A 23,786-nucleotide genomic window follows, 5' to 3' on the forward strand; every position below is an offset into this window, starting at 1 on the left:
ATCACCGGTCCTCGATCAGGACCCGCAGGAACAGGAAGGGAGGCCCCCGCCATGAGCCACTACCAGGTCCAGCACCGGGCCGATGTCTCCCGTTTCGTCCGTCCGCTGAGCTGAACTCGCGGCCGGACCTTCCGAAAGGTTCGTCATGTCCGTGACACTCGAGGCTCTGGGACTGGACAGCTCCACAGCCGCCTTCTTTCACAAAGCACTGCCTCTGAAGACTGTGCCGGCCGAGCTCGTGCCGGGACGCGTCGCCCGCGTCGACAAGGGCCTGGCGACAGTTCTGACCGAGGACGGTCCGGTCCGCGCCTCGTGGTCGGGCGCGCTCCTCGGTGCGATCGCCGGTGATCCGCACGCAGCGCCCTGCACAGGGGACTGGGCGGTGCTGCGGCATTGGCCTGACGACCGCATCACGCTGGAGTCGCTGGCTCCGCGCCGTACGGCGATCGTCCGCGCCGAGGTCAGCGGTACGTCGAAAGGCCAGATGCTGGCCGCGAACGTCGACGTGATCGCGATCGTGGTCGGTCTGCATCCGGAACCGAACATCGGCCGGATAGAGCGCTTTCTCGCGCTGGCGTGGGAGAGCGGTGCGCGGCCGGTCGTCGTACTGACGAAGGCAGACCTGGTTGGTGATGCGGACGCCATCGCCGAGGACGTGGCAGCGGCCGCTCCGGGAGCCGACGTACTGGTCTGTAGTACAGCCACCGGCGAGGGCCTGGACGCGGTGCGGGATCTCCTGGCGGATGACGCGACGCTGGCGTTGCTCGGGTCGAGTGGCGCGGGCAAGTCGTCGCTGGTGAATGCCCTCGCCGGCGTGGAACTGCTGGACGTGCAGGAGATCCGTGAGGACGGCAAGGGCCGGCATACGTCGGTACGGCGTGAGCTCGTCGTCCTGCCAGGTGGTGGAGTGGTGATCGACACTCCGGGGCTGCGGGGGATTGGCCTGCAGGAGCACGGTGAGGGGCTGGCCGCGGCGTTCCCGGATGTCACTGCGCTAGCGGAGAGCTGCCGCTTCAAGGACTGCTCGCACGACGGTGAGCCGGGCTGTGCGGTGAAGGCGGCGTTGGCCGACGGGACGCTTCCGTATCGGCGGTACGACAGTTGGGTGCAGCTGCGCAAGGAGGCGGCGTACATGGCACGGCGCTCGGATGCACGGGCGCGCGCGTTGGCGAAGAAGGAGTGGGTGCGGGCGAGTAAGTCGTACCGCCGCGACGTCAAGCCGCGGTAGGTGATCGGGGCAGTGGAATTAAGTACTGACATGATCTTGGTATGGATCGCGCCGTACTGATCACTGGAGCTTCGCGCGGCATCGGTGCCGCAACCGCCCACGCGTTTGCCGCCGACGGTGACCGGGTCGCCGTCCACTACAGCTCGTCCCGCGAGTCCGCCGAGAAGGTCTTGGCGGCTCTCCCGGGTGACGGACACGTGCTGGTTCACGCCGACCTCGCCGACGCGGACGCCGTACAAGCGATGGTGGACGAGGCTGCGGCCGGCCTGGGCCGGATCGACGTCCTCGTCAACAACGCCGGCGTCTACCACCCGCACCGTATCCGTGAGACGACGTACGCCGAGTGGCAGCAAGCCTGGACCGACACCCTCGCCGTCAACCTCCTGGGCCCCGCCAACGCCACCTGGTGCGCCGTCCGCCACATGTCCCGCGGCGGCCGCATCATCAACGTCTCCTCCCGAGGCGCCTTCCGAGGCGAACCCAACCAACCCGCCTACGGCGCCTCCAAAGCGGCCATCGTCTCCTTCACCCAATCCCTGGCCCGCGCCCTAGGTCCCGAAGGCATCGCCGTCACCGCCATCGCCCCCGGCTGGACCACCACCGACATGGCAGCCGAAAACCTAGCCGGCGAAGGCTACGACCGCCGCCGTCTGGAAAGCCCGCTGGAACGCGTAGCCGCCGCACCCGAAGTAGCCGCCGCCATCCTCTACCTGGCCAGCCCCGCCGCCGAGTTCGCCACCGGCACCATCCTCGACTTCAACGGCGCCTCCCACCTCCGCATGTAACCCAGGGACTCGCCAGCGTCGTCTCCAAATCGCCAGACGTCGTCGCGACCCCAGCGCCGTTGCCCACGCCACCAGTTGCGCCCGGACACAGCAAGTCGACGCCGGAGACCCCACGCAACAGGTCTCCGCCAACCACAACCTGTCTCACGCCACCACTGATGGCGCGAGCACGAGCACGGGCACCACCCGAGCAGACGCCCCACCAAATCCGGCTCTTCTGATCCATTCGTGGGGTGGTGCGGCGTACCGGTCTCTTCCCCGTGTGGTGGGTCAGTTGACCGGCGTGCTGGTGGGCTGGCTGGGCGCTGTTTCACCGGCCTGCTTGCAGTTGCTGGCGGTGTGGACAGGAAATGGGGGCTGTGGACAAGGCATAGCTTGTTCAAGCCCCCCGCGGGGAGTGCGCACCCCCGGGCTGTATCCGCCGCCCCTCGGGGTGCCGGACCTGTGCCACTGTCCAACCTCTCGCGCGGCTAGTTGTGCAGGTGGTGCTGAGCGTGAAGTGTCCGAGCCGTGCGGAGTTAGTCAGTGCTGGCGGTCCGCCGCCGCCCCCCACGCCCTCTCTCCCCGCATCCTCTGCCCCGGGCGAGCACGGTGGGTTCAGTCGCCGCGCAGAAAGAGCGATCCGACGTCGAGTGGAAGGAGATTGCCGCCAGGAATCGATGTCCGGCAGCACAGTGCGTTCAGTCGTCGACATCCTCCCCACGCTCGCCGATCACATCGCCCGAGACCCTGCGATCGGACGGCGACCCGCCGGTCCGACAATGCGCAAACAGCCCACACGTACGTCACAAAAGCCCCAAATCCACCCCAGCCACCCGACGAACCAGCGCGAGCGCCAGACGGAACCGTATGAGCAAACGCCAGCCACCTACGGGAACCGGGGAGCGTGCCCAGCCACAGGAGGCCGATGCGAAGCGAGGCCGTAGGGGGTGCGGGTGGCGAAGCCCCCGCCTCGCGCCGAGCGAAGCGAAGGCGCACAAATGACGAGGGCGAGGCGGCGAGCGCTGTAAAGCGCCGCACACCTCGCCTATCGCCTTCGTGGACGATACTGGGATCGAACCAGTGACCTCTTCCGTGTCAGGGAAGCGCGCTACCGCTGCGCCAATCGTCCAAGCAACTGCAAACCATCAGAGGTGGAGACGGGATTCGAACCCGTGTGGACGGCTTTGCAGGCCGCTGCCTAGCCTCTCGGCCACTCCACCAGGCGTGAAGCCTGGCTCGTACAACCAACTCCGAGCGGACGACCGGGCTCGAACCGGCGACCTTAACCTTGGCAAGGTTACGCTCTACCAACTGAGCTACGTCCGCACTACGACCGGTTTGGTGTTCTCCGGCGCGAGCAGAACAGTAGCGCACTTTCGGCGTCTTCCAAAACTGAGTTTTCACGCCTGAAAACAGCCTCATCAGCCACACAAGTACCACGTGTTCTGTCCACTCAACACGCCGGGAACGGCCCGGATTTCGGCACCTCATCCGGCCGCCGTCACCTCGACCGGAAGCCCGCCCGCGTGCACCAGCACGCGCCCTCCCAACGGCCTAGGCAACCGCACCACCACCATCCGCCCAGCCAGAGCGAGCGGCACCGGCGAGCCCGGCCGGTACGGAACCTCCTCGATCTCGACCAGCACCGCCGTCGACGATTCATGCACCGCCCGCACCCGCACCGCCGCGTACGACGGCAGCGACCCCCCGAACAAAAGCCGGATCGTTCGCCCGCCATCCATCAGCATCGACGCCGACATCCCAGGCGATCCGCCCCGCCAGCGAGTGCTCAACCCCTCCGGCCACCACATCCGCGACTCGGTCCAGGCATCCAGCATCAGCAACGTGACGGCCCCGCCACCCGCTCGTGTGCGCGGCACTCGTTCAGCAAGCTCAAGCCGGTACGCCGGTAGTGGTCGGTGCCCGCGGTCCGTCCGGAACTCAGGTGACACGAGCCGCACCTTCGTCACCCGCACCGGATCGGAGTCGTCGGGGTGCATCGGCTGCAATCGATCGAGCAATCCCGGCGGCAGTTCGACATCCGAAACCACCGGCCGCACACCCAGTACGCGTTCCCGATCCTCGATCCGCGGCAACTGGCCCGGCCCGATCGCCGCGTCCATCAACACGATCGGCCGCGGCTCCCGCCGTACCGGAAACTCGTCCCACAACGCCAGCGCCTCTTCGACCTGCATCGCGCCGCCCCTTAGTCCAAGCAGAACTCGTTTCCTTCGACATCCAGCATCGTGATGCAGGACTCGTTGAACCCGTCAGCTTCTTGGATCTGAAAGACCGTCGCCCCGAGCTTCTCCAGCCGCGCCTGCTCAGCCTTCAATGCGGCCAACCGCTCGGCACCGACCATCCCAGTCCCCACCCGCACATCAAGGTGTACCCGGTTCTTCACCACCTTGCCCTCCGGCACCCGCTGAAAGAACAACCGAGGCCCCACGCCATTCGGATCCACGCAAGCAAACGCAGACCCCTGCACCTCAGCCGGCAACGACACGTTGAACGCATCCCACGGCTCAAACCCCGGCGGCGGCGGAGGTACGACGTACCCCAGCACCTCACACCAGAACCGAGCCACCCGCTCGGGCTCAGCACAATCAAAAGTCACCTGAACCTGCCTGACCGATGCCATACCCTCACCCTAAGTCGGTCCCCGGACAGAACGAGAGCGATTAATGCGCTACCTGTACCTAGTCACTCATCCCGAAGCTCAGCATCACGTGGACGGGCTGGTAGGCGGTTGGTACGACTCAGCCCTCACGCGCCGCGGCCACCAACAAGCGGAGCGCATAGCCGACGTACTGCAGGCCAAGATCGGCGCGAACCCGGTCGAGGTCCACTCCTCCGACCTACGCCGTACGACGCAGACCGCCGAAACCATCGCCGCTCGCTTCGACACCAAGGTGCACCTCGACCCACGCCTTCGCGAACGCACCAACGGTGACGCCGACGGTCGCCCCCAGTCCTGGCTAACAGAACGCCGCATCCCGCTGCCCGAGTACGGCGACCGCTTAGCCCACCACGACGGCCCGGAAGGCGCAGAGACCCGCCTACACCTAGTCGAACGCCTCTACCCGGCCCTAGAGGAAATCCTCAGCCGTGAATCCGAGACGCAAATCATCGTCTCCCACGGCAACGCCACCAGCTACCTCATCTCAGCCTGGCTGGGCATCCCCATGCTCAACACCGACCGAGGCTTCTTCCCCCTCACCTCGGGCGGTATCACGACCCTCCGCCGCAACGACACCCACTACAGCAACCAGGTCCTAGCGCTCAACGAAACTGACCACCTGGACGTCTAGCGTGTCCGAATGACTGCGACCGACCCGCGGCCCCCCGCGATCCGGAAACAAGACACCCTCCACCGCCTCGAGCACGATGTGGATGCCTGGGTGGCGACGGCGAGCCCCGACGGCACGCCGTACCTGATGCCCCTCTCCTTCCTCTGGACCGGCCAGCACCTCTTCCTGTCCACCACCGAAACAAACCCCACCGCCCGCAACCTCCGCACGAACCCAGTAGCCCAACTAACCCTCGGCGAGTTCCGCGACGTCATCCACATCACCGCCACCGCCGACTCCACCCAACCAACCCCCGCCGAAGCTCAAGCCTTCGTCACCAAAGCGGGCTTCGACCCCCGCCCCCTCCCCAACTACCCCTTCATCCGCCTGACCCCCACAAAGATCCAAGCCTGGCAAGAAGTGAACGAAATAAAGGACCGCCTCCTCATGCAAGGCGGCCTCTGGCTCATCTGAACAACCTGACGGGCATGTCAAGCTGCCCGTGCCGGCTCCGACTGGGGAGTGTCATCAACTCGGGCAATGAGGGAGTACGTCATGTCAGGCAACAGGATCGTGGTGTCGGTGCAGGTATCGCTGGACGGCCGGACCGCAGGCCCCAATGGTGAACTCGACTGGTTCGTGGTCAAGGACGAACTGCACGCGCACTTCGTGACGGAGCACAGCAAAGCCGGCATGTTCCTCTACGGCCGCCGCACCTACGAGGGCATGGCCGGCTACTGGCCGACCGCGGATCAAGACCCCGCCAACGCCCCATGGCTGATCAGGTACGCAAAGCTGTGGAAGTCGACGCCCAAGGCCGTGTTCTCCAGATCGATCCAGTCCGCCAACTGGAACACCACCGTCCTACCCGACCTGGACGCCCTCACCCATCTGCAGGAGCAAGCCCCCGGCGACCTCTACCTAATAGGCAGCCCCGAAACGATCACCACCCTCGCCCGCCACAACCTGATTGACGAATACCAGCTCTACATCCACCCCGTAGCCCTAGGAACCGGCCCCGCCCTCCTCCACGAGGTAGGCAACCGCCAGCCCCTAACCCTGGCCGAAACCGAAACCTTCGACCAGACAGTCACCAAACTCACCTACCACCGCCGCGCCTAGCAACCACAACCACCAGGTCCCCGACCACCCACCTTGGACGCCGGAACGCAGACCCACGATGCGTTTCCGTGGAGGCGGGCTCAGGCATTAACGAGAACGGGACGCTGTTCTGCCGGTAGCCGTGGGGCCGAGTACGGCGAGCAGCCGCGCCCGGGATGTCGTTACGTCCGAAGGCCCGTGATACGTGGTCGGCGTGTATTCGGACGTTGTGATCTGGACTGGCACAACGCGACTCGCCCCGGACGCGCTGCCCCGACAGCGCGGTCTACACGACCCGTCGACCGCGACGTCCTGATCATCCGTAGGTCAACCTGCGGGGATGTGTCTTGAACTGCTACCAGCGACTGCTCGACCCACGCACCAACCCGAATGATCGAGGCAAGGAGCGCGCCCCCACCACAGCAGGCCGATGCGAAGCGAGCGCCGTAGGGGGTGCGGGTGGCGAAGCCCCCGCAACGCGCCGAGCGAAGCAAAGGCGCACAAATGACGAAGGCGACGCGGCGAGCGCTCGTAAGAGCGCCGCACACGTCGCCTATCGACTTCGTGGGCGATACTGGGTTCGAACCAGTGACCTCTTCGGTGTGAAGGCGGATCCGCCGTACCGCCAGGGTTTTCTACGTGTCGACAGAGACTCCGTGGGGTTGCGTCCCGACGCTCCTAACCAGGTGTAGGCAGCTAGCTTGCTGCCTTCTCGCTGCCCGTGTGTTGTGGCTGCGGTACCGCTGAAGCCGACTAGGCGGACCTACTCGGCATCTGGATCATGGTCAAGCACGAAGGTCTGTTGCCACTCCTTGGCGGGGACGCACTTCTCAACTGTGCTCTTGCCGCCAGGGCAATAGTGTCCAAATATCGGGCATGCTCCAGTCGTGTCCGGGTTGTCGGAGAAATCGTCCGGATCGATCGGTTCATTGAGGATCGTTTCAAAGAAGTCTTTTCGATCGGGAAAGTCGTCGAAGTATCCTTGCGCTAAACGCTCTTCGATGTTTTCCTTCCATGCCATATGTTCGGCCATGCTTGTCTTTGGGAGGGACATATTTTCAATGCAATGCTCATATTTACAGATCAGGCCGAATTCTTCCCAGTTTTCATTCGGGTTGAAATTGAGTGAGTAGCCCAATACGAACGAGTCGTTCAGGACGTCCGTCAGTGCGAGGATTCGTTCGGCGTCGACTGGGGTTACGTCGCCTCTCAGTGGTGTCTCCCGTGTCAGATCCCAGATGACCTTCATTAGCGCCACTTGCTCCGGCCAGAGGTGGCTGCGCTTGGCGATGAAGCCGATCAGCTTCTCGGGCTCGTCGTGTGGCGGCATCCGATCATCGGAGTAGTGATTGGCGGTCTGGCGCAGGCTTTGGACCAGCGCCCACCGAATCTGTGCGATGACATCGCCGGGATGCTCCACGGCGTCAGCTCGGACTTCAGCCGCTATCTCGATGAATGGCGGCCATTCGTGCTCGGGATGTGCAAGGACGCCTTCGAGGTACATCCTTGCCTGAACTTCTGAACCGACCTTTTCTCCGGCGTCCAGCTTTGTGCGAAAGAGGAACTTGGTGCCGCCAGGCAGCTCTGCTGACTCCAGTAATGGTGCAAGCGCCAAGACGGCGGCGACGAGAATCATGGTGATCGAGATGGCGTCGAGTTTCACCCGATCAGGGAATACTCCCCTACCGATAAGTAGGAGCAGCAAAATCGTGATCGTTACCCCGCGCAGGATGTCCCATCTTGCTTTCTTTGCCATTTCCCTCCCGCAGACTCGTCAGATCCTTGAGTCGCCCAACCTGTCGAGGACCCACCCCCACGTGAAGTCCATTGCTACACGATCACCTGTACCTGAATCCAGGGGTCGAAGCGAGGAAGCAGACCCGTCGTGCGGATCAACGACCTGAATGCCCGCGTAACGGAGTACAGCTAGCGAGGCGAGCCATGCGGGGTGCCCGGCCAGGTCCTTCTTGGCGAACGGGACTGCGACAGTTGGCGTACGGGCACCGAGTGCCGTGCACAGCGTGGTTAGGGCGTACGAATGTGCGTTCCCATTGGCCCAGGCGTTGAGGGTGTTGAAGGTGGCGGGGACGACGGCGACGGCGTCGGCTGGTGGGGTGCGGCGGGGTTGGTCGGGGGTTCGGTTGCCGGTGATGACGGAGGCATCGTCTAGGTCCTGGTCGGCTAGCCAGGGGAGCGCGGCGTCCGTGGGGATGAGGTAGGGGTCCCAGCCAGCGGCGCGGGCGGCTCGGACGCCGTCACCGGCCCGGGAGGCTAGGGGAGCGCCGCAGACGACGATGTAGAGGGTCTTGCTGGTCAATCTAGGACTCCTGCACGGGTCGCGATGGCGGTTAAGGCTGGGGTGGGTTTGCGGGAGCGGCGGAGGAGTTCGCGGACGATGGTGTGATAGCGGATCGCCTCGGGGGCGACGCGTTCGGCTTGCTGGAGGTGGAGGATCGCTTCCATGTCGTTTTTCGCCTGGGTTTGCGCCCATGCGAGGTCGATGTGAAGGCGGGAGCGGCGCCCCTGGAGGCCCGCCGGCAAGGTGCTGGAGTCGATTTCGGTAGCGGCCCGGAGTACGTCGTACGGGTCGCCGAACTCTGACGCCACTGAGGCGCGGTGGATCTGGACATTGGTCGGTCCGAAGGCGGTCCACCAGTGGTTGCCGTCGTGGCCTAGGAGGTCGGCAAGCTGACCGGCTCTGTTCAGGCGCTCGGAGGCTGTGGCGCGGTCGGTACGGCGGGCAGCGATGACGGACGAGATGAGCCACAGGGAACCGGCGAGCGAGACGGTGTCCGGCTTGTCAGAGCCGATCAGCGGCATCAGTCCCTCAGCGGATCGGATGGCCACACGCTCGGCATCTTCGATCCGCTCGCTTCGCAGCAGCGCAATCACGATCTGATAGGCGGCCATGCCTTGGGCGGCCTTGGAGTCAGCCGCGATAGCGGCATGGGTTGCGCGGTCGGCGGCCAGCCAGCCGAGCTGATGTTCGCCCACCTTCGTCAGTATCTTTGCTGCGGCGACGTAGACCGAACACCGGGCGAGATGCGTCTCTCGGTCGTCGGGGCCCTGGTAGCCGTCGAGCGCGTCGGCCGCCTCGATCAGGGCGGGCAGCATCTCGCATGCGCGGTGGTACTCCGCAGCTTGGTACGCCTGGTGGACCTGGACGGCTCCGACTCGGAGCTGGGGGAGCGGCCACGGGGTTGCCTGCTCGCCCAACAGGTGGTGGTAGCTCGCGAGTTGGCTTCGGATGGCGTCGACGGCGGCTACTTGCTCGGGTGCGTCCGGCGCGAGGACCCAGTCCCGGCCGATGAGGTCGGCGACGTCGATGCGTAGGACGGTTGCTAGGTCGTTGAGAGTGGACAGGCGATCTACGCCGCGTACCCCGCGCTCTACCTGAGAGAGCCAGGACCGCGACATTCCGACGAGGCCAGCTAGGGCGTCCTGCGACATTCCGCGTCGCTTGCGGTACGCCCCGATGCGAATCTCCACTACCCCTAGTGTTCTTCAAGACGAAGGCTTAGGCCGCAAAAGCCGTATCCCTCTCCAGCATCAGCCACAGCGCAGAACCGAGCAAGCGCGCCCGAGCCACAAGCGGCCGATGCGAAGCGAGGCCGTAGGGGGGTGCGGGTGGCGAAGCCCCCGCTCGCGGCAAGCGAAGCGCAGCCGCACAAAATGACGAAGGCGACCTGGTCTGCGCATTCCGCAGACACAGATCGCCTATCGACTTCGTGGGCGATACTGGGTTCGAACCAGTGACCTCTTCGGTGTGAACGAAGCGCGCTACCACTGCGCCAATCGCCCAGGCTGGTGGTGCTGATGTTGCCTGGTGGGGTCTTGCGGGTGAAACCTTAGCGCATGATCCGGCGACGTTCTAATCGGGGCGGGCTACTCTTGGGCAAGGACGGAGACCCCGTCACGTTGGAGACGTGATTGTGACTTTCTCGCACGACACCGAGCAGGCGCTCGGCACGCTGGTCCGGCTGGTCAACACGCTGCCCGGGCCGAACAGCCAGGTCGACACGATGGGGACCTTGGAGGAGCTGGAGAAGTTCGTCCAGGAGCGGGAGTTCAGTGCGGTAGGGACGCTGACGGACAAGGATCTGGCCGATGTGCGGGATCTGCGGCCGTTGTTCTCGCCGGTGTTCACGACGGAGTCGGACGCGACGGCGGCGGCGATGATCAACGCGATCGTCGCGCGCGGTACGACGACGCCGCGGCTGACGAACCATGACGGGCACCCGTGGCACATCCACTACTCGCGGGACGGTTCGTCGCTGGCGTGCCGGATCACCGTGGAGTGTGGGATCGCGCTGGCCCAGGTGATCTCGGCGGGGGAGCGGGAGCGGCTGCGGCGGTGTGAGGCGCCGGACTGCGATGACGCTTTGATCGATCTGTCGCGCAACCGCTCGAAGCGCTACTGCGACGCCCGCACCTGCGGGAACCGTTTACACGTTGCCGCCTACCGCGAACGACGTAAGGCATCGGAGGAGTAACTCGACGAAGGCGCCCTGGACCAGAGATATGGTCCGTGGCGCTTTCGTGCAACTACGGGTTGAGGTCTTCGAGTGAACGGTCGGCGAAGATCTTCATCACTTGCGCGGTGATCGAGCCCGGTGCGGACAGTTCGCGGTCGTCGACGCGGTGGATGCCTTGGACATCGCGCGTGGTCGACGTGAGGAAGATCTCGTCGGCCTCGAAGAGCTGCGCCAGCGGTACGTCGCGCTCGGTCGCGCCGAACCATTCGACGACGAGCGCGCGCGTCACGCCGGCGAGTGCGCCCGACTCGAGAGTGGGGGTCACGAGCTCACCGTCGTACACGCAGAAGATGTTCGAGCCGGTGCCTTCGCAGAGGGCGCCGACGGTGTTCGCGAAGATCGCTTCGCTGCCGCCGCGCTCCTTGGCATAGGCGAGGGCGCGGACGTTTTCGGCGTACGACGTGGTCTTCAGGCCGGCGACTGCGCTGCGCTCGTTGCGTGTCCACGGGACAGTCACGATGGCCGAGGTCGGCGCGGGCGGCTCGATGGCCTGGGAGGCGATCACGATCGTCGGGCCGGTCGTCCCGCGGTCCGACGAGAGCGGGGAGACGCCGCCGGTGAACGTGATCCGCAGCCGGCCGAAGGCGATGCCAGGATCGGCCGCGAGGACATCGGTGATGCCGCCCTCGATGCGGGTCACGTCCGGCTCCGGCAGACCGAGACCTACTGCGGAGCGGACCAGCCGCTCCAGATGCCGCCGTACGGCGAACGGCTGTCCGTCGACGATCTTGATCGTCTCGAACACCCCGTCACCCGTGGTCAGCCCGTGGTCGAGCGCGGGAACCGTCGCCAGTTCACCGGCCAGCTCGCCGTTCACCCAGATCCGCATGTGCCGCTCCTTCCACCGAACACCTTAGTGCTAAGGCGAATCGCGTCCTGCTGGTGACCAGCAGGTGACGGTACGTCGTCCTGTGGGGGACCCCGATTTTTGCAGTCGGGCCAGGATGGGCTAATGTTCTTCTCGCACCGGGGAACACCAAACCGGGCGTAGTGCGGACGTAGCTCAGTTGGTAGAGCGTAACCTTGCCAAGGTTAAGGTCGCCGGTTCGAGCCCGGTCGTCCGCTCGGAGATGGTTTTGACGGACCAAGCATTTGTGCTTGGTGGAGTGGCCGAGAGGCGAGGCAACGGCCTGCAAAGCCGTGTACACGGGTTCGAATCCCGTCTCCACCTCGAGAACCTTTGTTCTTGAACGGACGATTGGCGCAGCGGTAGCGCGCTTCCCTGACACGGAAGAGGTCACTGGTTCGATCCCAGTATCGTCCACGAAGGCGATAGGCGAGGTGTGCGGCGCTTTACAGCGCTCGCCGCCTCGCCTTCGTCGTTTGTGCGCCTTCGCTTCGCTCGGCGCGTTGCGGGGGCTTCGCCACCCGCACCCCCTGCGCCTCGCTTCGCATCGGCGGCGACCGTGGGGGCACGCTGCTCGGTTCCCGGTCTGTGGCTGGGGTTTGCTCGTACGGCGCCGTCTGGGCTTGCGTTCGTTTGTCGGGTGTGGCTGAGGCGCGCTTGTTCGGTGCCGTATGGGGCTCGCGTTGGTTCGTTGGGTGTGGCTGGGCGGGCTTGTTCGGTTCCGCGCCCGGGTTGGGGTGGATTCGGTGGGGCGTCCGCTCCGGTATGTGATCGCGCTCGCGCTCGCGCCACCAGTGGTGGCGTGAGATAGGTCGTGGTTGCTGGAGACCTGTTGCACGGAGTCTCCGGCACCGATTGTCTGTCTCCGGGCGCAAGTGGTGGCGTGGGACGACGGTGCCGGGGGCAAGTCGGCGTGGCGACAACGTCCGGAGGCCTGGTCCGCGGAATTTGAGGGGGTATCCCTTCAAGTTGACCCATCTCCGGTCGTATTTCGGGGGGAGAAGGGTCAACTTCAGGGGTTGTCCGTTCAAATTGCCGCGCCGGCGGAGGTGGGGATGAGTGGTCTGCAATGGGGATTGTGCAAGAGGTCTTGAGTAATCCCCGGGGTGCTGTGGCCTAAGTGGGGAACGCGAAGGGCCGTTGGGGGCGGGGTGGGGGTTAGTAGTAGCGGCGGAGGCGGGGCCAGAGGGTGGACCAGGGGGCGGTGGGGGCGGCGCAGAGGACTAGGGCGGCGCCGTTTTCGTCGTTGGGGACCTGGTTGGTGATGGTGGCGAGTTGGCGGCAGTCGGTGAAGAACTGCTCGAAGTTGAGGCTGCGGGAGAGTTCTACGAGCAGGACGGGGCCGGTCTGGGCATCGGTGGGTTGTTCCCAGTCGGCGAAGCTCATGTGACTGGAGTAGGCCGTGGGGAGGCCGTGCTGGGGACCGAAGCGGCGGAGGGCGCCGGCTTCGCCGTAGTTGCCGGCGAAGAGGGTGGCGGTGGCGCGTTGGTCCGCTGGGATCTGGTTCCAGGCTTCGGCGACGGAGGCGGCGAGTTCGGGCCAGCCGATCTGTTCGCCTTGCTCCTTGTTGACTGGGATGACGAAGTTGACTGCGGACGCCGGGAGCACGGGGAGGGTGAAGACGAGGGAGGTGGCTGTGGTGAAGACCAACGCCGCTGCGGCCAAGGAGCGATGCCTGGTGATCCAGGCGAGAGCGGGTTCGGCGCCGGCTGCGATGAAGACGTACAGCAAGGGGAGGGCGTAGTAGGACTTGCCGCCTGCGGCCAGTACGGCGACGCAGAGGAGTGGGTACGCGAGCGCGATTGCGCGGGACCACTGGAGTTTCCAGAGCCGCCTGAAGCCTGCTACCCAGACGGGGAGGAGGAGCGGGGAGAGCTGGAGGATCTGCAGGGGGATGAACATGATGCGGTTCTCGGTGCCGTCGTCCTCGCTGATGCCGCCGGCGACGGTGAGTTGGGGCCAGTCGTGCTGGAACTGCCAGATGAGGTTCGGGAGTGCGATCAGGCCGGCGATCGCAACACCTGCAGGTAGCCACCACGAACGCAGTACGTGGCGTGGCCCGACGAGTAGCAGGGCCAGCAGGAGTGCCGCGATCGGCAGGACGATCAGGTACTTGTTCTGGAGAGCGATGCCTGCTGTCAGGCCCAGGGCTAGCCACCAGCGGGTGTCGTTGGTGCGTAGGAGCTTGACGGCGAAGAGCGCGATCAGCATCCAGGCCAGCAGGTCGTAGGTCGCGGTCGAGACCAGGTGGCCGACGCCGGGGAGGAAGCCCGAGACTGCGGCGCAGACCGCGGCTACCGTTTGGCCGGCTCGGCCGCTGCCGAACTCTCGGGCCAGGAGCGCGATCACGATGACGGTGGCGGCGCTGGCGAGGGTGGAGACGACGCGGAGGCCCATCGGGGTGTTGCCGAAGACTTCGGTGGACAGACGAGCGAGCAGCGGAGTGAGGGGCGGCTGGTCGACGTAGCCCCACGCGAGTTTCTGGCCGGCGACCATGAAGTAGAGCTCGTCGCGGTGGTAGCCGTAGCGGCCGGACAGGGCAGTCAGTACGGCGGCCAGGACCGCGGCGACCGTGAAGACCGGCCGAGCCGCGAAGGCATCGACGGGGCGTGGGGCGTTCATGGGGGGAATGCTGGCAGCCGGACGGGGCCATCACCAGGGTTGAGCTTGGCCGTGGAGATGCTTTGATATGCCAACCGGACGGCGTGAGGGAGGACTGTCGGCATGCTGCTCTACGAGGAGATTTGCGCGCGGTTGCTCGACCAGATCCGGCGTGGGGTGCTGGGGCCGGGGGATCGGGTGGCTTCGGAGATGGAGCTGGCGGCGGAGTTCAACGTCAGCCGGATTACTTCGAAGCGGGCGCTCGAGGTGCTGCGCGAGGCCGGGCTGGTGGAGCGGGTCCGGGGTAAGGGCACGTTCGTGGTGCGGGCGCTGCCCGACTTGTCCGAGGTGACGATGCCGTTGCGAGGGCGGGTGGCGACGCCGCGACGGGCGGCGCGGACGGTGGCGCTCGTCGTACCGGATTTGTCGGATTCGTACGGGCTCGAGTTGATGTGTGCGATCGAGGAGCGGTGTGCTGAGCACGAGACGCACTTGATCGTACGGCGGACGCACGGGCGGCAGGCCGATGAGGAGAAGGCCGTGGACTCGCTGGTGGCGACTGGCGAGGTCGACGGGCTGATCGTGTTCCCGGTGCATGGGGACTTCTACAACGCGAGTCTGTTGCGGCAGGTCCTCGACGGGTATCCGATCGTGCTGGTCGACCGGCATCTGTCGGGGATTCCGGTGGCTGCGGTGCATACCGACAACGTGGCGGCGGCGCGGGCGCTGACGTCGCGGTTGCTGGATCAAGGGCATCGGCACATCGCGTTTCTCTCGCCGCCGCCGGTGAACACGTCGTCGATCGAGGATCGGCTCGACGGGTTCCGGGCCGCGTTCGAGGGCGGGCGTGGTTATGCCTACGAGCTGACCGAGCTGCGGAGCACGTTGCCGGGGTCGACGACGCCGGAGGCGATCCGGGGTGATGTCGAGGTGATCCGGGCGTTCCGGGATCGGTTCCCCGAGGTGACGGCGTACTTCGCGTGTGAGTACAACCTCGCGCGGATGACGGATCGCGCGCTCGGCGGGGACCAGGTGGTGGTGTGCTTCGACTCACCGGGTGACTCGATCGACGGGCCGCTGTTCCTGCATGTGCGGCAGAACCAGGCCGAGATGGGCCGGATGGCGGTCGACCTGCTGGTCGCTCGGCTTCGTGGTGAGACGGTGCCGAATCTGTCGTACGTGCCGTTCGAGCTTGTTGATGCCGAGGGCAACGGATCGGTCACCTGACTTTCGGCAGTACTGCGAGAACCGGCGGCTGTGTAGCGTCGGCGCCATGAATTGGCGGCGCTGGGGTGATGCCGGCCTGTGGGTCGCGTTGAGTTTTCCTGTGCTCGCGGAGAGCGGTACCCGGCATGATCCGTGGTGGATGCAGGCGGCGTGTGTCCTGACGCTGGGCGCGGCCGTGGTGTCGCGGCGGGGCCGCCCCCTGCTTGCGTTGGCGCTCGTTTCCTGGGCAGAGAGCGCTATCTTGGCGTTCTCGATCGGGACCCGGAGCGGCGTTCCGGTCGCCTTGGTGCCCGCGATCGTGATGCTGAGCTATCTGGCCGGGCGTCGCGAGACACAGCTCCGGCACTTCGTGACGTTGTGCAGCTGGACGTTGCTCGGGATGTTGGTGCTGTCGCTGATCGTACGGCCGGAGGTGCAGATCACCGAGGCGGTGCTGACCTGGCTGATCGTGCTGTTGCTCGCGCTGCTGCTAGTGGTGTTGCCGTGGTTGGTCGGCCGGTACCGCGCTCAGCAGACCTTGCTCGCGTCGGCCGGTTGGGAACGGGCGGAGCGGATCGAGCGCGAGCAACGAATGGCGGTCGCGCAAGAACGCCTCAGAGAGCGCTCTCGGATCGCTCAGGACATGCACGACTCGGTCGGGCATGAGCTCAGCCTGATCGCGTTGCGGGCCGCGGCTCTGGAGCTTGATCCGGCGCTGGGTGATGAGCAGCGGTTGGCCGCCAGTTCGTTGCGTGAGGCGGCGGCGGCGGCGACGGAACGGCTGGGCGAGATCATCGGCGTACTGCGGGATGCCGAGGCGACGACGGTTCCGCAGGATGAGTCGGTCGCGGCGTTGGTCGAACGTGCGGCCGAGTCCGGGCTGTCGGTGGAGCTGCTCGAGGAAGGCGATGCCGCGTTGTCGCCGATGGTCGACCGCGCCGTGCATCGAGTGGTGCAGGAATCGTTGACCAACGCGAGCAAGCACGCACCTGGGGGAGCGGTATCTGTGCACGTGCTGCGCGAGGGCGACCAGGTGGTGGTGACTGTCGTCGACACCGGTGCGCAGCGCCCGGTGCCGAAGGTGATGTCGTCGACCGGCCGCGGGCTGGACGGCCTGCGCGAGCGCGTTCGCCTGGTCGGCGGAAGTCTGCACGCGGCGCCGCGGCCTACGGGTGGGTTCGAGGTACGAGCGGTGATGCCACGCGAAGGTGGTCGCCCCGAACCGGAGCGCGACGCGGCGCCTGCCGGTAGCTCGATGGTCGAGCGAGATCGGGTACGGCGGAGCGCGCGGCGCGGCCTGGTCACGGCAGTGGCGGTTCCGTTGGTGCTGGGCGCGGTGATCGGAGTGGTTGCTCTGGGCTACTACCTGGTGGCCGGATACAGCTCGATCCTGCGACCGCCCCAGTACGACGGACTGGCGATCGGGCAGGCGGAGAACGACGTACGGAGAGCGCTCCCTGCGATGGAGATGATCGATCCGCCGTCGGAGGCGTTCACACCACCGAGTGGATGGACGTGTGCTTACTACCGTCCTGATGAGCCGTTCTCGATCACCTTCGCGTACCGGTTGTGCTTTGCCGGTGGGGTGCTCGTGGAGAAGGCAGTTGTACAGAGTGGTTCGGTTTCACCGACTCCGGAGAGCACGGGATGACGATCAGGGTTCTGCTGGCCGACGACGAGATGATGGTCCGGGCCGGAGTGAAGGCGATCCTCGGGACCGATGAGGCGATCGAAGTGGTTGCCGAGGCCTCCGATGGGCTGGAGGCCGTTGAGCTGGTACGACGGCATCGGCCGGACGTCGCCGTACTGGACATCCGGATGCCGCGGATGGACGGGCTCGCGGCCGGTGCGGAGATTCGGCGGACGGTGCCGGAGACGGCGGTGGTGATGCTGACGACGTTCTCCGAGGATGCGTATATCGCCCGCGCGTTGGGTGATGGGGCCAGTGGGTTTCTGCTGAAGTCAGGGGATCCGCGGGAGTTGATCGCCGGGCTGAAGGCTGTTGCGGAAGGTGCTGCCTATCTGTCGCCGCGGATTGCGCAGCGGGTGATTGCCGAGCTGAGCGGCGGGTCGATGGCTCGGGCCGTTGCGGCGAAGGAGCAGGTGGACGGGTTGAGCCCGCGCGAGCGGGAGGTGCTCGGCCTGGTCGGTGCCGGGATGTCGAATGCCGAGATCGCCCAGCGGCTGTTCCTGGTCGAGGGAACGGTGAAGGCGTATGTGAGTGCGATCCTGCTACGACTGGCGGTGAAGAACCGGGTGCAGGCGGCGATCGTTGCCTATGAAGCCGGATTGGTGACGACTTGATCGCCGCCGATGGCAGGAACCTGCGACGCTCCGGGTGGTGACATGGCGTGGACTCCGGGTCATGGGATAGTGGGACACCCGAGGACCTCACCCTCGGATCGACACACCAGCCTGTGGGGCGTCCACCGCCCCTTCTCACAGAAATCGGGGACCCAGGTCGTGACCGACTCGCACAACTCCGGACAGCACAAAGACCGGGAAGCGGCGGCGGCCGAGGTCCGGAGAATGTGGCAGCCGACGCCCTCCTGGACCCAGCCGGACCCGAACTCCGAGCCCGCCACCGACGAGGTCGAGGAGACCCCGGACGCGCTGTCCGAGGACTTCCCGGGCGACTCGTGGTCCCGCCCCGCGGGTCAGCCGGCTCCGTGGGAGAAGCAGAACCCGAGCCAGCCCCAGCCGGAGCCCCCGGCCCCGCCGGCCCCGTCCTGGACGCAGCCGGCCTCGACCGAGCCCGCAGCATCCTGGACGCAGCCTGCCGCCGAGAAGCCCGACTTCGAAGACGAGACAGTCGACGAGGTAGAGGCGCCCGACGAGGCCGCGCACGGTAGCCATGCCGCCCCGGTCGAGGCATCAGCCGCATCCGAGGTGCCGAGCGCACCCGCCCACGACTCAGGTCCGGCTGGTGCTCCGGTGCCGCCGCAGACTCCGGTGTTCGGCGGTCAGTCGTTCAACGTTTCAGGCCCGGCCTTCGGGCAGAGCACTCCGCCGGCGCAGAACCCTCAGCCGCAAGGCCCCCAGCAAGGACAGCAGCAGGGCCAGCAAGGCCAGCAGGGTGGCCAGCCGTTGTCACCGGCCGCGCAGCACTTCTTCCCGCAAGGGATCCCCGGCCAGAACGTTCCGCAGCAGCGCGACGTCTCCTACCGCACGGACGAGCTGATGCAGGCGCTGCCGTTGCCGCGCGAGGCTCCGGCGGAGCGTGGTGTGCGTAGCGTGCTGCGGCTTCGCCCGGGTACGACGGAGCGCACCGAGCGGATCGCGCGAGCGACTGCCGCGACCGCGTTCCGTCGTCCGGTCACGATCGTGGTGGCGAACCCGAAGGGCGGCTCGGGCAAGACCCCGACCACGCTGCTGCTGGCGGGCGCGCTCGGTCAGGCACGTGGTGGCGGTGTCGTGGCGTGGGACAACAACGAACTGCGCGGCAACATGCACCTGCGCACGCACGACACGAACGCGCGCTCCACGGTCACCGACATGCTCCAGGCGATGGCGATGCTGACCCAGCCGGATGCACGGCTGGGTGACGTCGCGGCGTACCTGCGGCACCAGGTCTCTGGTCAGTACGACGTGCTCACGTCGGCGACCACGACGTACGCGCAGATCGAGGCGAAGGACTTCGACCAGATCCACCGCCTGCTGAGCCGGTTCTACAAGGTGCTCGTGATCGACACCGGGAACAACGAGGGCTCCAGCAACTGGCGCGAGGCGATGAAGGCGGCCGACGCCCTCGTCATCCCGATCAAGTGGAAGAGCCTGTCCTGCGCGGCCGCCGTGCAGATGCTCGAGGAGCTGGACAGCCAGGGTCCCGAGGCTCAGCGGCTGATCCGCCGTGCGGTCATCGCGGTCTCGAACGGTCCGGGTGACGTCAACCGCGAGGTGGAGAAGCAGCTCCGGCCGTACTTCGAGTCTCGCGCGGCCGCGGTCGTCGACATCCCCACCGACCAGCACATCGCCGCCGAAGGCCCGCTCGACCACTCGGCCCTCCAGCCGGCCACCCGCCGTGCCGGCCTCGAGCTGGCGGCCAAGGTGTCCGAGCAGATCACCATCGCGCTGAACGTCCCGCGCTAGCTACATCGCGAATGCACCTCCAGCTCAAGGCGAGCTGGAGGTGCATTGTTGTTTCAGCCGGCCTCGGCTAGCTCGGGCTCAGGCTCGACCTGAGGTTGAGGGCGACGCTTGCGGAGATAGTGGCGCACGACCTCGACGATCACGGTGACGGCGAGGGCTAGGCCGATGCCGAGGGCGACGCCCTTGAGGGGGTTGTCCTCGAAGGCTTTGCCGCCGATGTAGCCGACGAGGGTGCAGTAGAGGCCCCAGCTGATGGCGGCGAGAGCGGCGTACGGCGTGAAGCGGCGGAGGGGGTAGCGGACGCTGCCCATGGTGAGGGTGACGGCGGTGCGGCCGCCGGGGATGTAGCGGGCGACGATGAGAACCAGGCCGCCGCGGTCGGCGAGCGATCGGCGGGCCCACAAGATGGCGGTATGGCGTTTCGTGCCGGGCTTGACGCGGTCGAGCATCCGGCCGCCGGCGCCGCGGCCTAGCCAGTAGGAGAGATGGTCGCCGAGGAAGGCGCCGACAGCGGCGGCCACGATGACGCCGTACAGGTTGGGGTGGCCGATGGAGGCGGCGAAGACGCCGGCGGTGACGACCAGGGTCTCGCTGGGGATGGCAGGGAAGAAGCCGTCGAGGGCGGCGAACCCCCAGACCGTCACGTAGATCCACCAGGAGGACATCAGTTCTTCGGCGAAGTGGAGCAATGCGTCGGCCATGACATGACGGTATGAAGGACGGACCCCTGTCCACATCGGACGAGAGACGGGAACGACCCCCTACTTTCGTCAGGGATCCGAGTACGCCGATACCATTCGTGCGGGACCGGCAGTGGGCCGGTCGTAGGCGAGGAGTGCACCGTGTCGGAAGTCAAGGTCCATCTGGTCGGCGTCGAGGGCGAGGCTGAGCGGAGTGTGACCGAGACGACGACGATCGGGGAGCTGTTCGCTGAGCTCTTCGGTCAGGACCGCTCCGCCATCGCCGCGCGCGTCAACGGTGAGCTGCGGGACCTGTCGAAGGTGATCGAGGACGGCGACGAGATCGAGCCGGTCAAGGCCGCCTCAGACGACGGCCGCGCGATCATCCGGCACTCGACCGCGCACGTGCTCGCGCAGGCGGTGCAGGAGCTGTTCCCGGACGCTAAGCTCGGCATCGGCCCGCCCGTCGAGAACGGCTTCTACTATGACTTCGACGTCGAGACCCCGTTCACGCCGGACGACCTCGGCAAGCTCGAGAAGAAGATGCAGCAGATCATCAAGGAGCGGCAGCGGTTCAGCCGCCGGGTGGTCAGCGACGACGATGCGCGCGAGGAACTCAAGGCCGAGCCGTACAAGCTCGAGCTGATCGGTATCAAGGGCTCCGCGGCCGACGCGGCTGAGGGCGCTTCAGTTGAGGTGGGTGGCGGCGAGCTGACCATCTACGACAACATCCGCCGCGACGACACCGTCGCCTGGAAGGACCTGTGTCGTGGTCCGCACGTCCCGGCCACCGGGTACCTGGGCAACTTCAAGCTGATGCGGACGGCAGCGGCGTACTGGCGTGGCTCTGAGAAGAACCCGCAGCTGCAGCGCATCTACGGTACGGCGTGGGAGTCGCGCGACGAGCTGAAGGCGTACCTGACCCGCTTGGAGGAGGCCGCCAAGCGCGACCACCGCAAGCTGGGCAACGAGCTCGACCTGTTCAGCTTCCCCGACGAGATCGGCTCCGGCCTCGCGGTCTTCCACCCCAAGGGCGGCGTGCTGCGCAAGGTGATGGAGGACTATTCCCGCCAGCGCCACGTCGAGGACGGATACGAGTTCGTCTACTCGCCGCACATCACCAAGGGCCAGCTGTTCGAGACGTCCGGCCACCTGGACTGGTACGCCGACGGCATGTACCCGCCCATGCACCTGGACGAGGAGAGGGGCGCGGACGGGCAGATCCGCAAGCAGGGCCAGGACTACTACCTGAAGCCGATGAACTGCCCGATGCACAACCTGATCTTCGCCGCCCGTGGTCGCTCGTACCGTGAGCTGCCGCTGCGCCTGTTCGAGTTCGGGACGGTCTACCGGCTGGAGAAGTCCGGCGTCATCCACGGCATGACCCGGGCCCGCGGCTTCACCCAGGACGACGCGCACATCTACTGCACCCGTGAGCAGATGCGCGACGAGCTGAAGAACCTGCTCACGTTCGTGCTCGGCCTGCTCGCCGACTACGGCCTGGACGACTTCTACCTCGAGCTCTCCACGAAGAACCCGGAGAAGTTCGTCGGGTCCGACGAGGTCTGGGAAGAGGCCACCAACACGCTGCGCGAGGTCGCCGAGGGCTCCGGCCTGGAGCTGGTCCCGGACCCGGGCGGCGCCGCGTTCTACGGCCCGAAGATCTCCGTCCAGGCGCGTGACGCGATCGGCCGGACCTGGCAGATGTCGACGATTCAGCTGGACTTCAACCTGCCGGAGCGGTTCGAGCTGGAGTACACGGCTCCGGACGGTTCGCGTCAGCGCCCGGTGATGATCCACCGCGCGCTGTTCGGTTCGATCGAGCGGTTCGTCGCGGTCCTGGTCGAGCACTACGCCGGCGTCTTCCCGCCGTGGCTCGCGCCGGTCCAGGTGGTCGGCATCCCGATCACCGACGGCCACGTCGACTACCTCTACGACGTCGCGCGGCAGCTGAAGGCGCACGGGATCCGGATCGAGGTCGACGGTTCCGACGACCGGATGCAGAAGAAGATCCGCAACGCGCAGAAGTCCAAGGTCCCGTACATGCTGATCGCCGGTGACGAGGACATGGCCGCCGGGTCGGTGTCGTTCCGGTACCGCGACGGGTCGCAGAAGAACGGCGTACCGGTGGCGGATGCGATCGCCGAGATCGTCGAGGCCGTGCAGAAGCGCACCCAGGTTTGACATCCACCCGGCGTAAGCCGGGTTCAGCCACTGACCGGGGAGGTCGAGCGGTGAGGTTCGCGGTTCGCAGGCCGGTCCGACGGCTGGCCTCCCCGCGCAGTCACGGCATGCCCTGCCGCGATGTTCTTGGCAGCATTCACATCGGCGTGATCGGTGTGTCCGCAGGTCACACAGCGAAAGACCGCTTGGCTCTTGCGGTTCTCTCTCGCAGTGTGGCCGCAACGGTGACAACGTTGCGAAGTAGAAGAGGCTCTGACGACCTCAACCCGTCCAGGCGCCTTGTCTCGGAGCCGCTGGGCGATCATCCCCCATGCACTGTCGCGGACCCGACGATTCAGCTGGGACTTGCGATGCACTCCGACCCCAGGGTGTTCCCTGGTTCCTCGGGCCGAGCGGGTCATCTGCCTCACCCGCAGGTCTTCGAGCTTGATGAGATCGAAGCGTTCGGCGAGCATGGTCGTCTGCTTCTCGATCCAGTCCTTGCGCCGATCGCGTTGACGCGCCAGCATGCGGGCGACCGCGAGTTTGATGCGTCCCCGTCTTTTCGAGCCCGGCTGAGCTCGGCTGAGTTTGCGAGCCAGATGCTCGAAACGGCGCTGCTCGGCTGGGCGAAGCTGCGGAGCAATGAGCAGTTCTCCGGTCGACAGAGCGATGGTGACGGCGACTCCGCGATCGATGCCAACGACCTTCTCGCGTCCCGGCGCTTTGATCTCCGGGGGGATCACTGCAAAGGCAATATGCCATCGGCCGGATCGGTCGAGTGTCACCCGATACGACTTCGCGGCGGGCGGGAGTCGGCTCCACCGGAATCTGACCCATCCCACCTTGGGGATTCGAACCGCGCCGACATTCTTGCTCAGACGACGAAGATGCGCAGGCTTGAACGCGACCATGCGGAATCCTTCGTTGACGCCGGCCTTCCGCCAGGTAGGTCGCCGATGCGTTCCGTTGAAGAATCCACACATCGCCTGGTTGAAGTCGCGCAACGCCTGCTGCTGAACGGTCTGAGAACCATCCCGCAGCCACTCGAAATCCCTGCGAGCCTCGGTGAGCTGCCGAGACTGCTCGAGGTAGCCGGGTGCCGATCGCCGGTCGGGAGTCCAGAAGGCGTGCTGCTCGACCGCGAGATTCCAGACAAAGCGGGCATGCCTGCAGTGAAGCAGCAAGGCGTCCGCCTGCGAGGGTGTCGGCTGCAGACGGTATCTGGACATGAACCAAGCGTTGCATCGACCACCGACAGTTTCGGGACGGATGAGCC

Annotated in this window: 20 protein-coding genes and 7 tRNA genes; 14 read left to right on the forward strand and 13 right to left on the reverse strand. The window is 66.2% G+C overall.

Annotation, left to right across the window (positions count from 1 at the left end; genetic code table 11):
* The first annotated feature begins 145 nt into the window (after positions 1-145).
* On the forward strand, positions 146-1,228 hold the full coding sequence (rsgA, locus tag ACFVWG_RS35765) for a ribosome small subunit-dependent GTPase A (RefSeq protein WP_391547916.1): 1,083 nt from the start codon (positions 146-148) through the stop codon (positions 1,226-1,228).
* Between the two features lie 41 nt (positions 1,229-1,269).
* The gene (locus tag ACFVWG_RS35770) at positions 1,270-2,013 is read left to right on the forward strand and encodes an SDR family NAD(P)-dependent oxidoreductase (RefSeq protein WP_391547917.1); all 744 of its coding nucleotides are present in this window, start codon (positions 1,270-1,272) and stop codon (positions 2,011-2,013) included.
* A 1,039-nt stretch (positions 2,014-3,052) separates the two neighbouring features.
* Here the strand turns inward: ACFVWG_RS35770 and ACFVWG_RS35775 are convergent.
* The 5 genes from ACFVWG_RS35775 to ACFVWG_RS35795 form a co-directional block, all read right to left on the reverse strand.
* Positions 3,053-3,124, reverse strand: a tRNA-Val gene (locus tag ACFVWG_RS35775).
* Positions 3,125-3,144: 20 nt separating this feature from the next.
* Positions 3,145-3,215: transfer RNA gene (locus ACFVWG_RS35780), tRNA-Cys, on the reverse strand.
* Between the two features lie 33 nt (positions 3,216-3,248).
* Positions 3,249-3,321: transfer RNA gene (locus ACFVWG_RS35785), tRNA-Gly, on the reverse strand.
* A 161-nt stretch (positions 3,322-3,482) separates the two neighbouring features.
* A complete protein-coding gene (locus ACFVWG_RS35790) occupies positions 3,483-4,190 on the reverse strand; it encodes a hypothetical protein (protein WP_391547918.1) in 708 nt (235 codons plus the stop codon).
* Between the two features lie 11 nt (positions 4,191-4,201).
* Entirely contained in the window at positions 4,202-4,636 is a 435-nt protein-coding gene (locus ACFVWG_RS35795) for a VOC family protein (RefSeq protein ID WP_391547919.1), read from the reverse strand.
* 43 nt (positions 4,637-4,679) lie between these two features.
* Between ACFVWG_RS35795 and ACFVWG_RS35800 the strand changes: the two genes are divergently transcribed.
* The 3 genes from ACFVWG_RS35800 to ACFVWG_RS35810 all read left to right on the forward strand — a co-directional run bounded on the left by ACFVWG_RS35800 (position 4,680) and on the right by ACFVWG_RS35810 (position 6,407).
* On the forward strand, positions 4,680-5,306 hold the full coding sequence (locus ACFVWG_RS35800; RefSeq protein ID WP_391547920.1) for a histidine phosphatase family protein: 627 nt from the start codon (positions 4,680-4,682) through the stop codon (positions 5,304-5,306).
* A 9-nt stretch (positions 5,307-5,315) separates the two neighbouring features.
* A complete protein-coding gene (locus ACFVWG_RS35805) occupies positions 5,316-5,759 on the forward strand; it encodes a pyridoxamine 5'-phosphate oxidase family protein (protein WP_391547921.1) in 444 nt (147 codons plus the stop codon).
* An 81-nt stretch (positions 5,760-5,840) separates the two neighbouring features.
* On the forward strand, positions 5,841-6,407 hold the full coding sequence (locus ACFVWG_RS35810; RefSeq protein WP_391547922.1) for a dihydrofolate reductase family protein: 567 nt from the start codon (positions 5,841-5,843) through the stop codon (positions 6,405-6,407).
* A gap of 742 nt (positions 6,408-7,149) precedes the next feature.
* On the opposite strand, the gene ACFVWG_RS35815 is transcribed toward ACFVWG_RS35810, so the two are convergent.
* The 4 genes from ACFVWG_RS35815 to ACFVWG_RS35830 all read right to left on the reverse strand — a co-directional run bounded on the left by ACFVWG_RS35815 (position 7,150) and on the right by ACFVWG_RS35830 (position 10,187).
* Positions 7,150-8,142 carry a hypothetical protein gene (locus ACFVWG_RS35815; protein WP_391547923.1) on the reverse strand — a complete coding sequence of 331 codons (993 nt, stop codon included), beginning with the start codon at positions 8,140-8,142 and terminating at the stop codon, positions 7,150-7,152.
* An 18-nt stretch (positions 8,143-8,160) separates the two neighbouring features.
* A complete protein-coding gene (locus ACFVWG_RS35820) occupies positions 8,161-8,703 on the reverse strand; it encodes a flavoprotein (RefSeq protein WP_391547924.1) in 543 nt (180 codons plus the stop codon).
* Entirely contained in the window at positions 8,700-9,875 is a 1,176-nt protein-coding gene (locus tag ACFVWG_RS35825) for a helix-turn-helix domain-containing protein (RefSeq protein ID WP_391547925.1), read from the reverse strand. Before ACFVWG_RS35825 ends, ACFVWG_RS35820 begins: the two co-directional genes overlap by 4 nt.
* Before the next feature lie 240 nt (positions 9,876-10,115).
* Positions 10,116-10,187, reverse strand: a tRNA-Val gene (locus ACFVWG_RS35830).
* A 125-nt stretch (positions 10,188-10,312) separates the two neighbouring features.
* On the opposite strand from ACFVWG_RS35830, the gene ACFVWG_RS35835 reads away from it, so the two are divergent.
* On the forward strand, positions 10,313-10,879 hold the full coding sequence (locus ACFVWG_RS35835) for a CGNR zinc finger domain-containing protein (RefSeq protein ID WP_391547926.1): 567 nt from the start codon (positions 10,313-10,315) through the stop codon (positions 10,877-10,879).
* A gap of 52 nt (positions 10,880-10,931) precedes the next feature.
* Here the strand turns inward: ACFVWG_RS35835 and ACFVWG_RS35840 are convergent, their stop codons facing one another.
* Positions 10,932-11,750 carry an aminotransferase class IV gene (locus tag ACFVWG_RS35840; RefSeq protein WP_391547927.1) on the reverse strand — a complete coding sequence of 273 codons (819 nt, stop codon included), beginning with the start codon at positions 11,748-11,750 and terminating at the stop codon, positions 10,932-10,934.
* Positions 11,751-11,913: 163 nt separating this feature from the next.
* Between ACFVWG_RS35840 and ACFVWG_RS35845 the strand changes: the two genes are divergently transcribed.
* From ACFVWG_RS35845 to ACFVWG_RS35855, 3 genes are all read left to right on the forward strand, one after another.
* Positions 11,914-11,986 (forward strand) — tRNA-Gly (locus ACFVWG_RS35845).
* A 35-nt stretch (positions 11,987-12,021) separates the two neighbouring features.
* A tRNA-Cys gene (locus ACFVWG_RS35850) sits at positions 12,022-12,092 on the forward strand.
* A 21-nt stretch (positions 12,093-12,113) separates the two neighbouring features.
* A tRNA-Val gene (locus tag ACFVWG_RS35855) sits at positions 12,114-12,185 on the forward strand.
* Between the two features lie 741 nt (positions 12,186-12,926).
* On the opposite strand, the gene ACFVWG_RS35860 is transcribed toward ACFVWG_RS35855, so the two are convergent.
* Positions 12,927-14,390, reverse strand: a complete 1,464-nt coding sequence (locus ACFVWG_RS35860; RefSeq protein ID WP_391547928.1) for an ArnT family glycosyltransferase — start codon at positions 14,388-14,390, stop codon at positions 12,927-12,929.
* A gap of 102 nt (positions 14,391-14,492) precedes the next feature.
* Between ACFVWG_RS35860 and ACFVWG_RS35865 the strand changes: the two genes are divergently transcribed.
* The 4 genes from ACFVWG_RS35865 (at position 14,493) to ACFVWG_RS35880 (ending at position 19,664) form a co-directional block, all read left to right on the forward strand.
* On the forward strand, positions 14,493-15,596 hold the full coding sequence (locus tag ACFVWG_RS35865; protein ID WP_391547929.1) for a GntR family transcriptional regulator: 1,104 nt from the start codon (positions 14,493-14,495) through the stop codon (positions 15,594-15,596).
* A 46-nt stretch (positions 15,597-15,642) separates the two neighbouring features.
* Positions 15,643-17,226, forward strand: a complete 1,584-nt coding sequence (locus tag ACFVWG_RS35870) for a sensor histidine kinase (RefSeq protein ID WP_391547930.1) — start codon at positions 15,643-15,645, stop codon at positions 17,224-17,226.
* The gene (locus ACFVWG_RS35875; protein WP_391547931.1) at positions 17,223-17,879 is read left to right on the forward strand and encodes a response regulator; all 657 of its coding nucleotides are present in this window, start codon (positions 17,223-17,225) and stop codon (positions 17,877-17,879) included. Before ACFVWG_RS35870 ends, ACFVWG_RS35875 begins: the two co-directional genes overlap by 4 nt.
* Positions 17,880-18,038: 159 nt before the next feature.
* Entirely contained in the window at positions 18,039-19,664 is a 1,626-nt protein-coding gene (locus tag ACFVWG_RS35880; protein WP_391547932.1) for an AAA family ATPase, read from the forward strand.
* Positions 19,665-19,717: 53 nt separating this feature from the next.
* Here ACFVWG_RS35880 and ACFVWG_RS35885 read toward each other — a convergent pair whose 3' ends face one another.
* Positions 19,718-20,365: a DedA family protein gene (locus tag ACFVWG_RS35885; RefSeq protein WP_391547933.1), complete on the reverse strand. Its 648-nt coding sequence runs from the start codon at positions 20,363-20,365 to the stop codon at positions 19,718-19,720.
* A 141-nt stretch (positions 20,366-20,506) separates the two neighbouring features.
* On the opposite strand from ACFVWG_RS35885, the gene thrS reads away from it, so the two are divergent.
* Positions 20,507-22,528 carry a threonine--tRNA ligase gene (thrS, locus tag ACFVWG_RS35890; protein WP_391547934.1) on the forward strand — a complete coding sequence of 674 codons (2,022 nt, stop codon included), beginning with the start codon at positions 20,507-20,509 and terminating at the stop codon, positions 22,526-22,528.
* A gap of 23 nt (positions 22,529-22,551) precedes the next feature.
* On the opposite strand, the gene ACFVWG_RS35895 is transcribed toward thrS, so the two are convergent.
* Positions 22,552-23,739 carry an RNA-guided endonuclease InsQ/TnpB family protein gene (locus ACFVWG_RS35895; RefSeq protein WP_391547935.1) on the reverse strand — a complete coding sequence of 396 codons (1,188 nt, stop codon included), beginning with the start codon at positions 23,737-23,739 and terminating at the stop codon, positions 22,552-22,554.
* Positions 23,740-23,786 lie beyond the last annotated feature (47 nt).

Origin of the sequence: Kribbella sp. NPDC058245 (assembly GCF_042882005.1) — a bacterium.
Taxonomy (GTDB): Bacteria; Actinomycetota; Actinomycetes; order Propionibacteriales; family Kribbellaceae; genus Kribbella.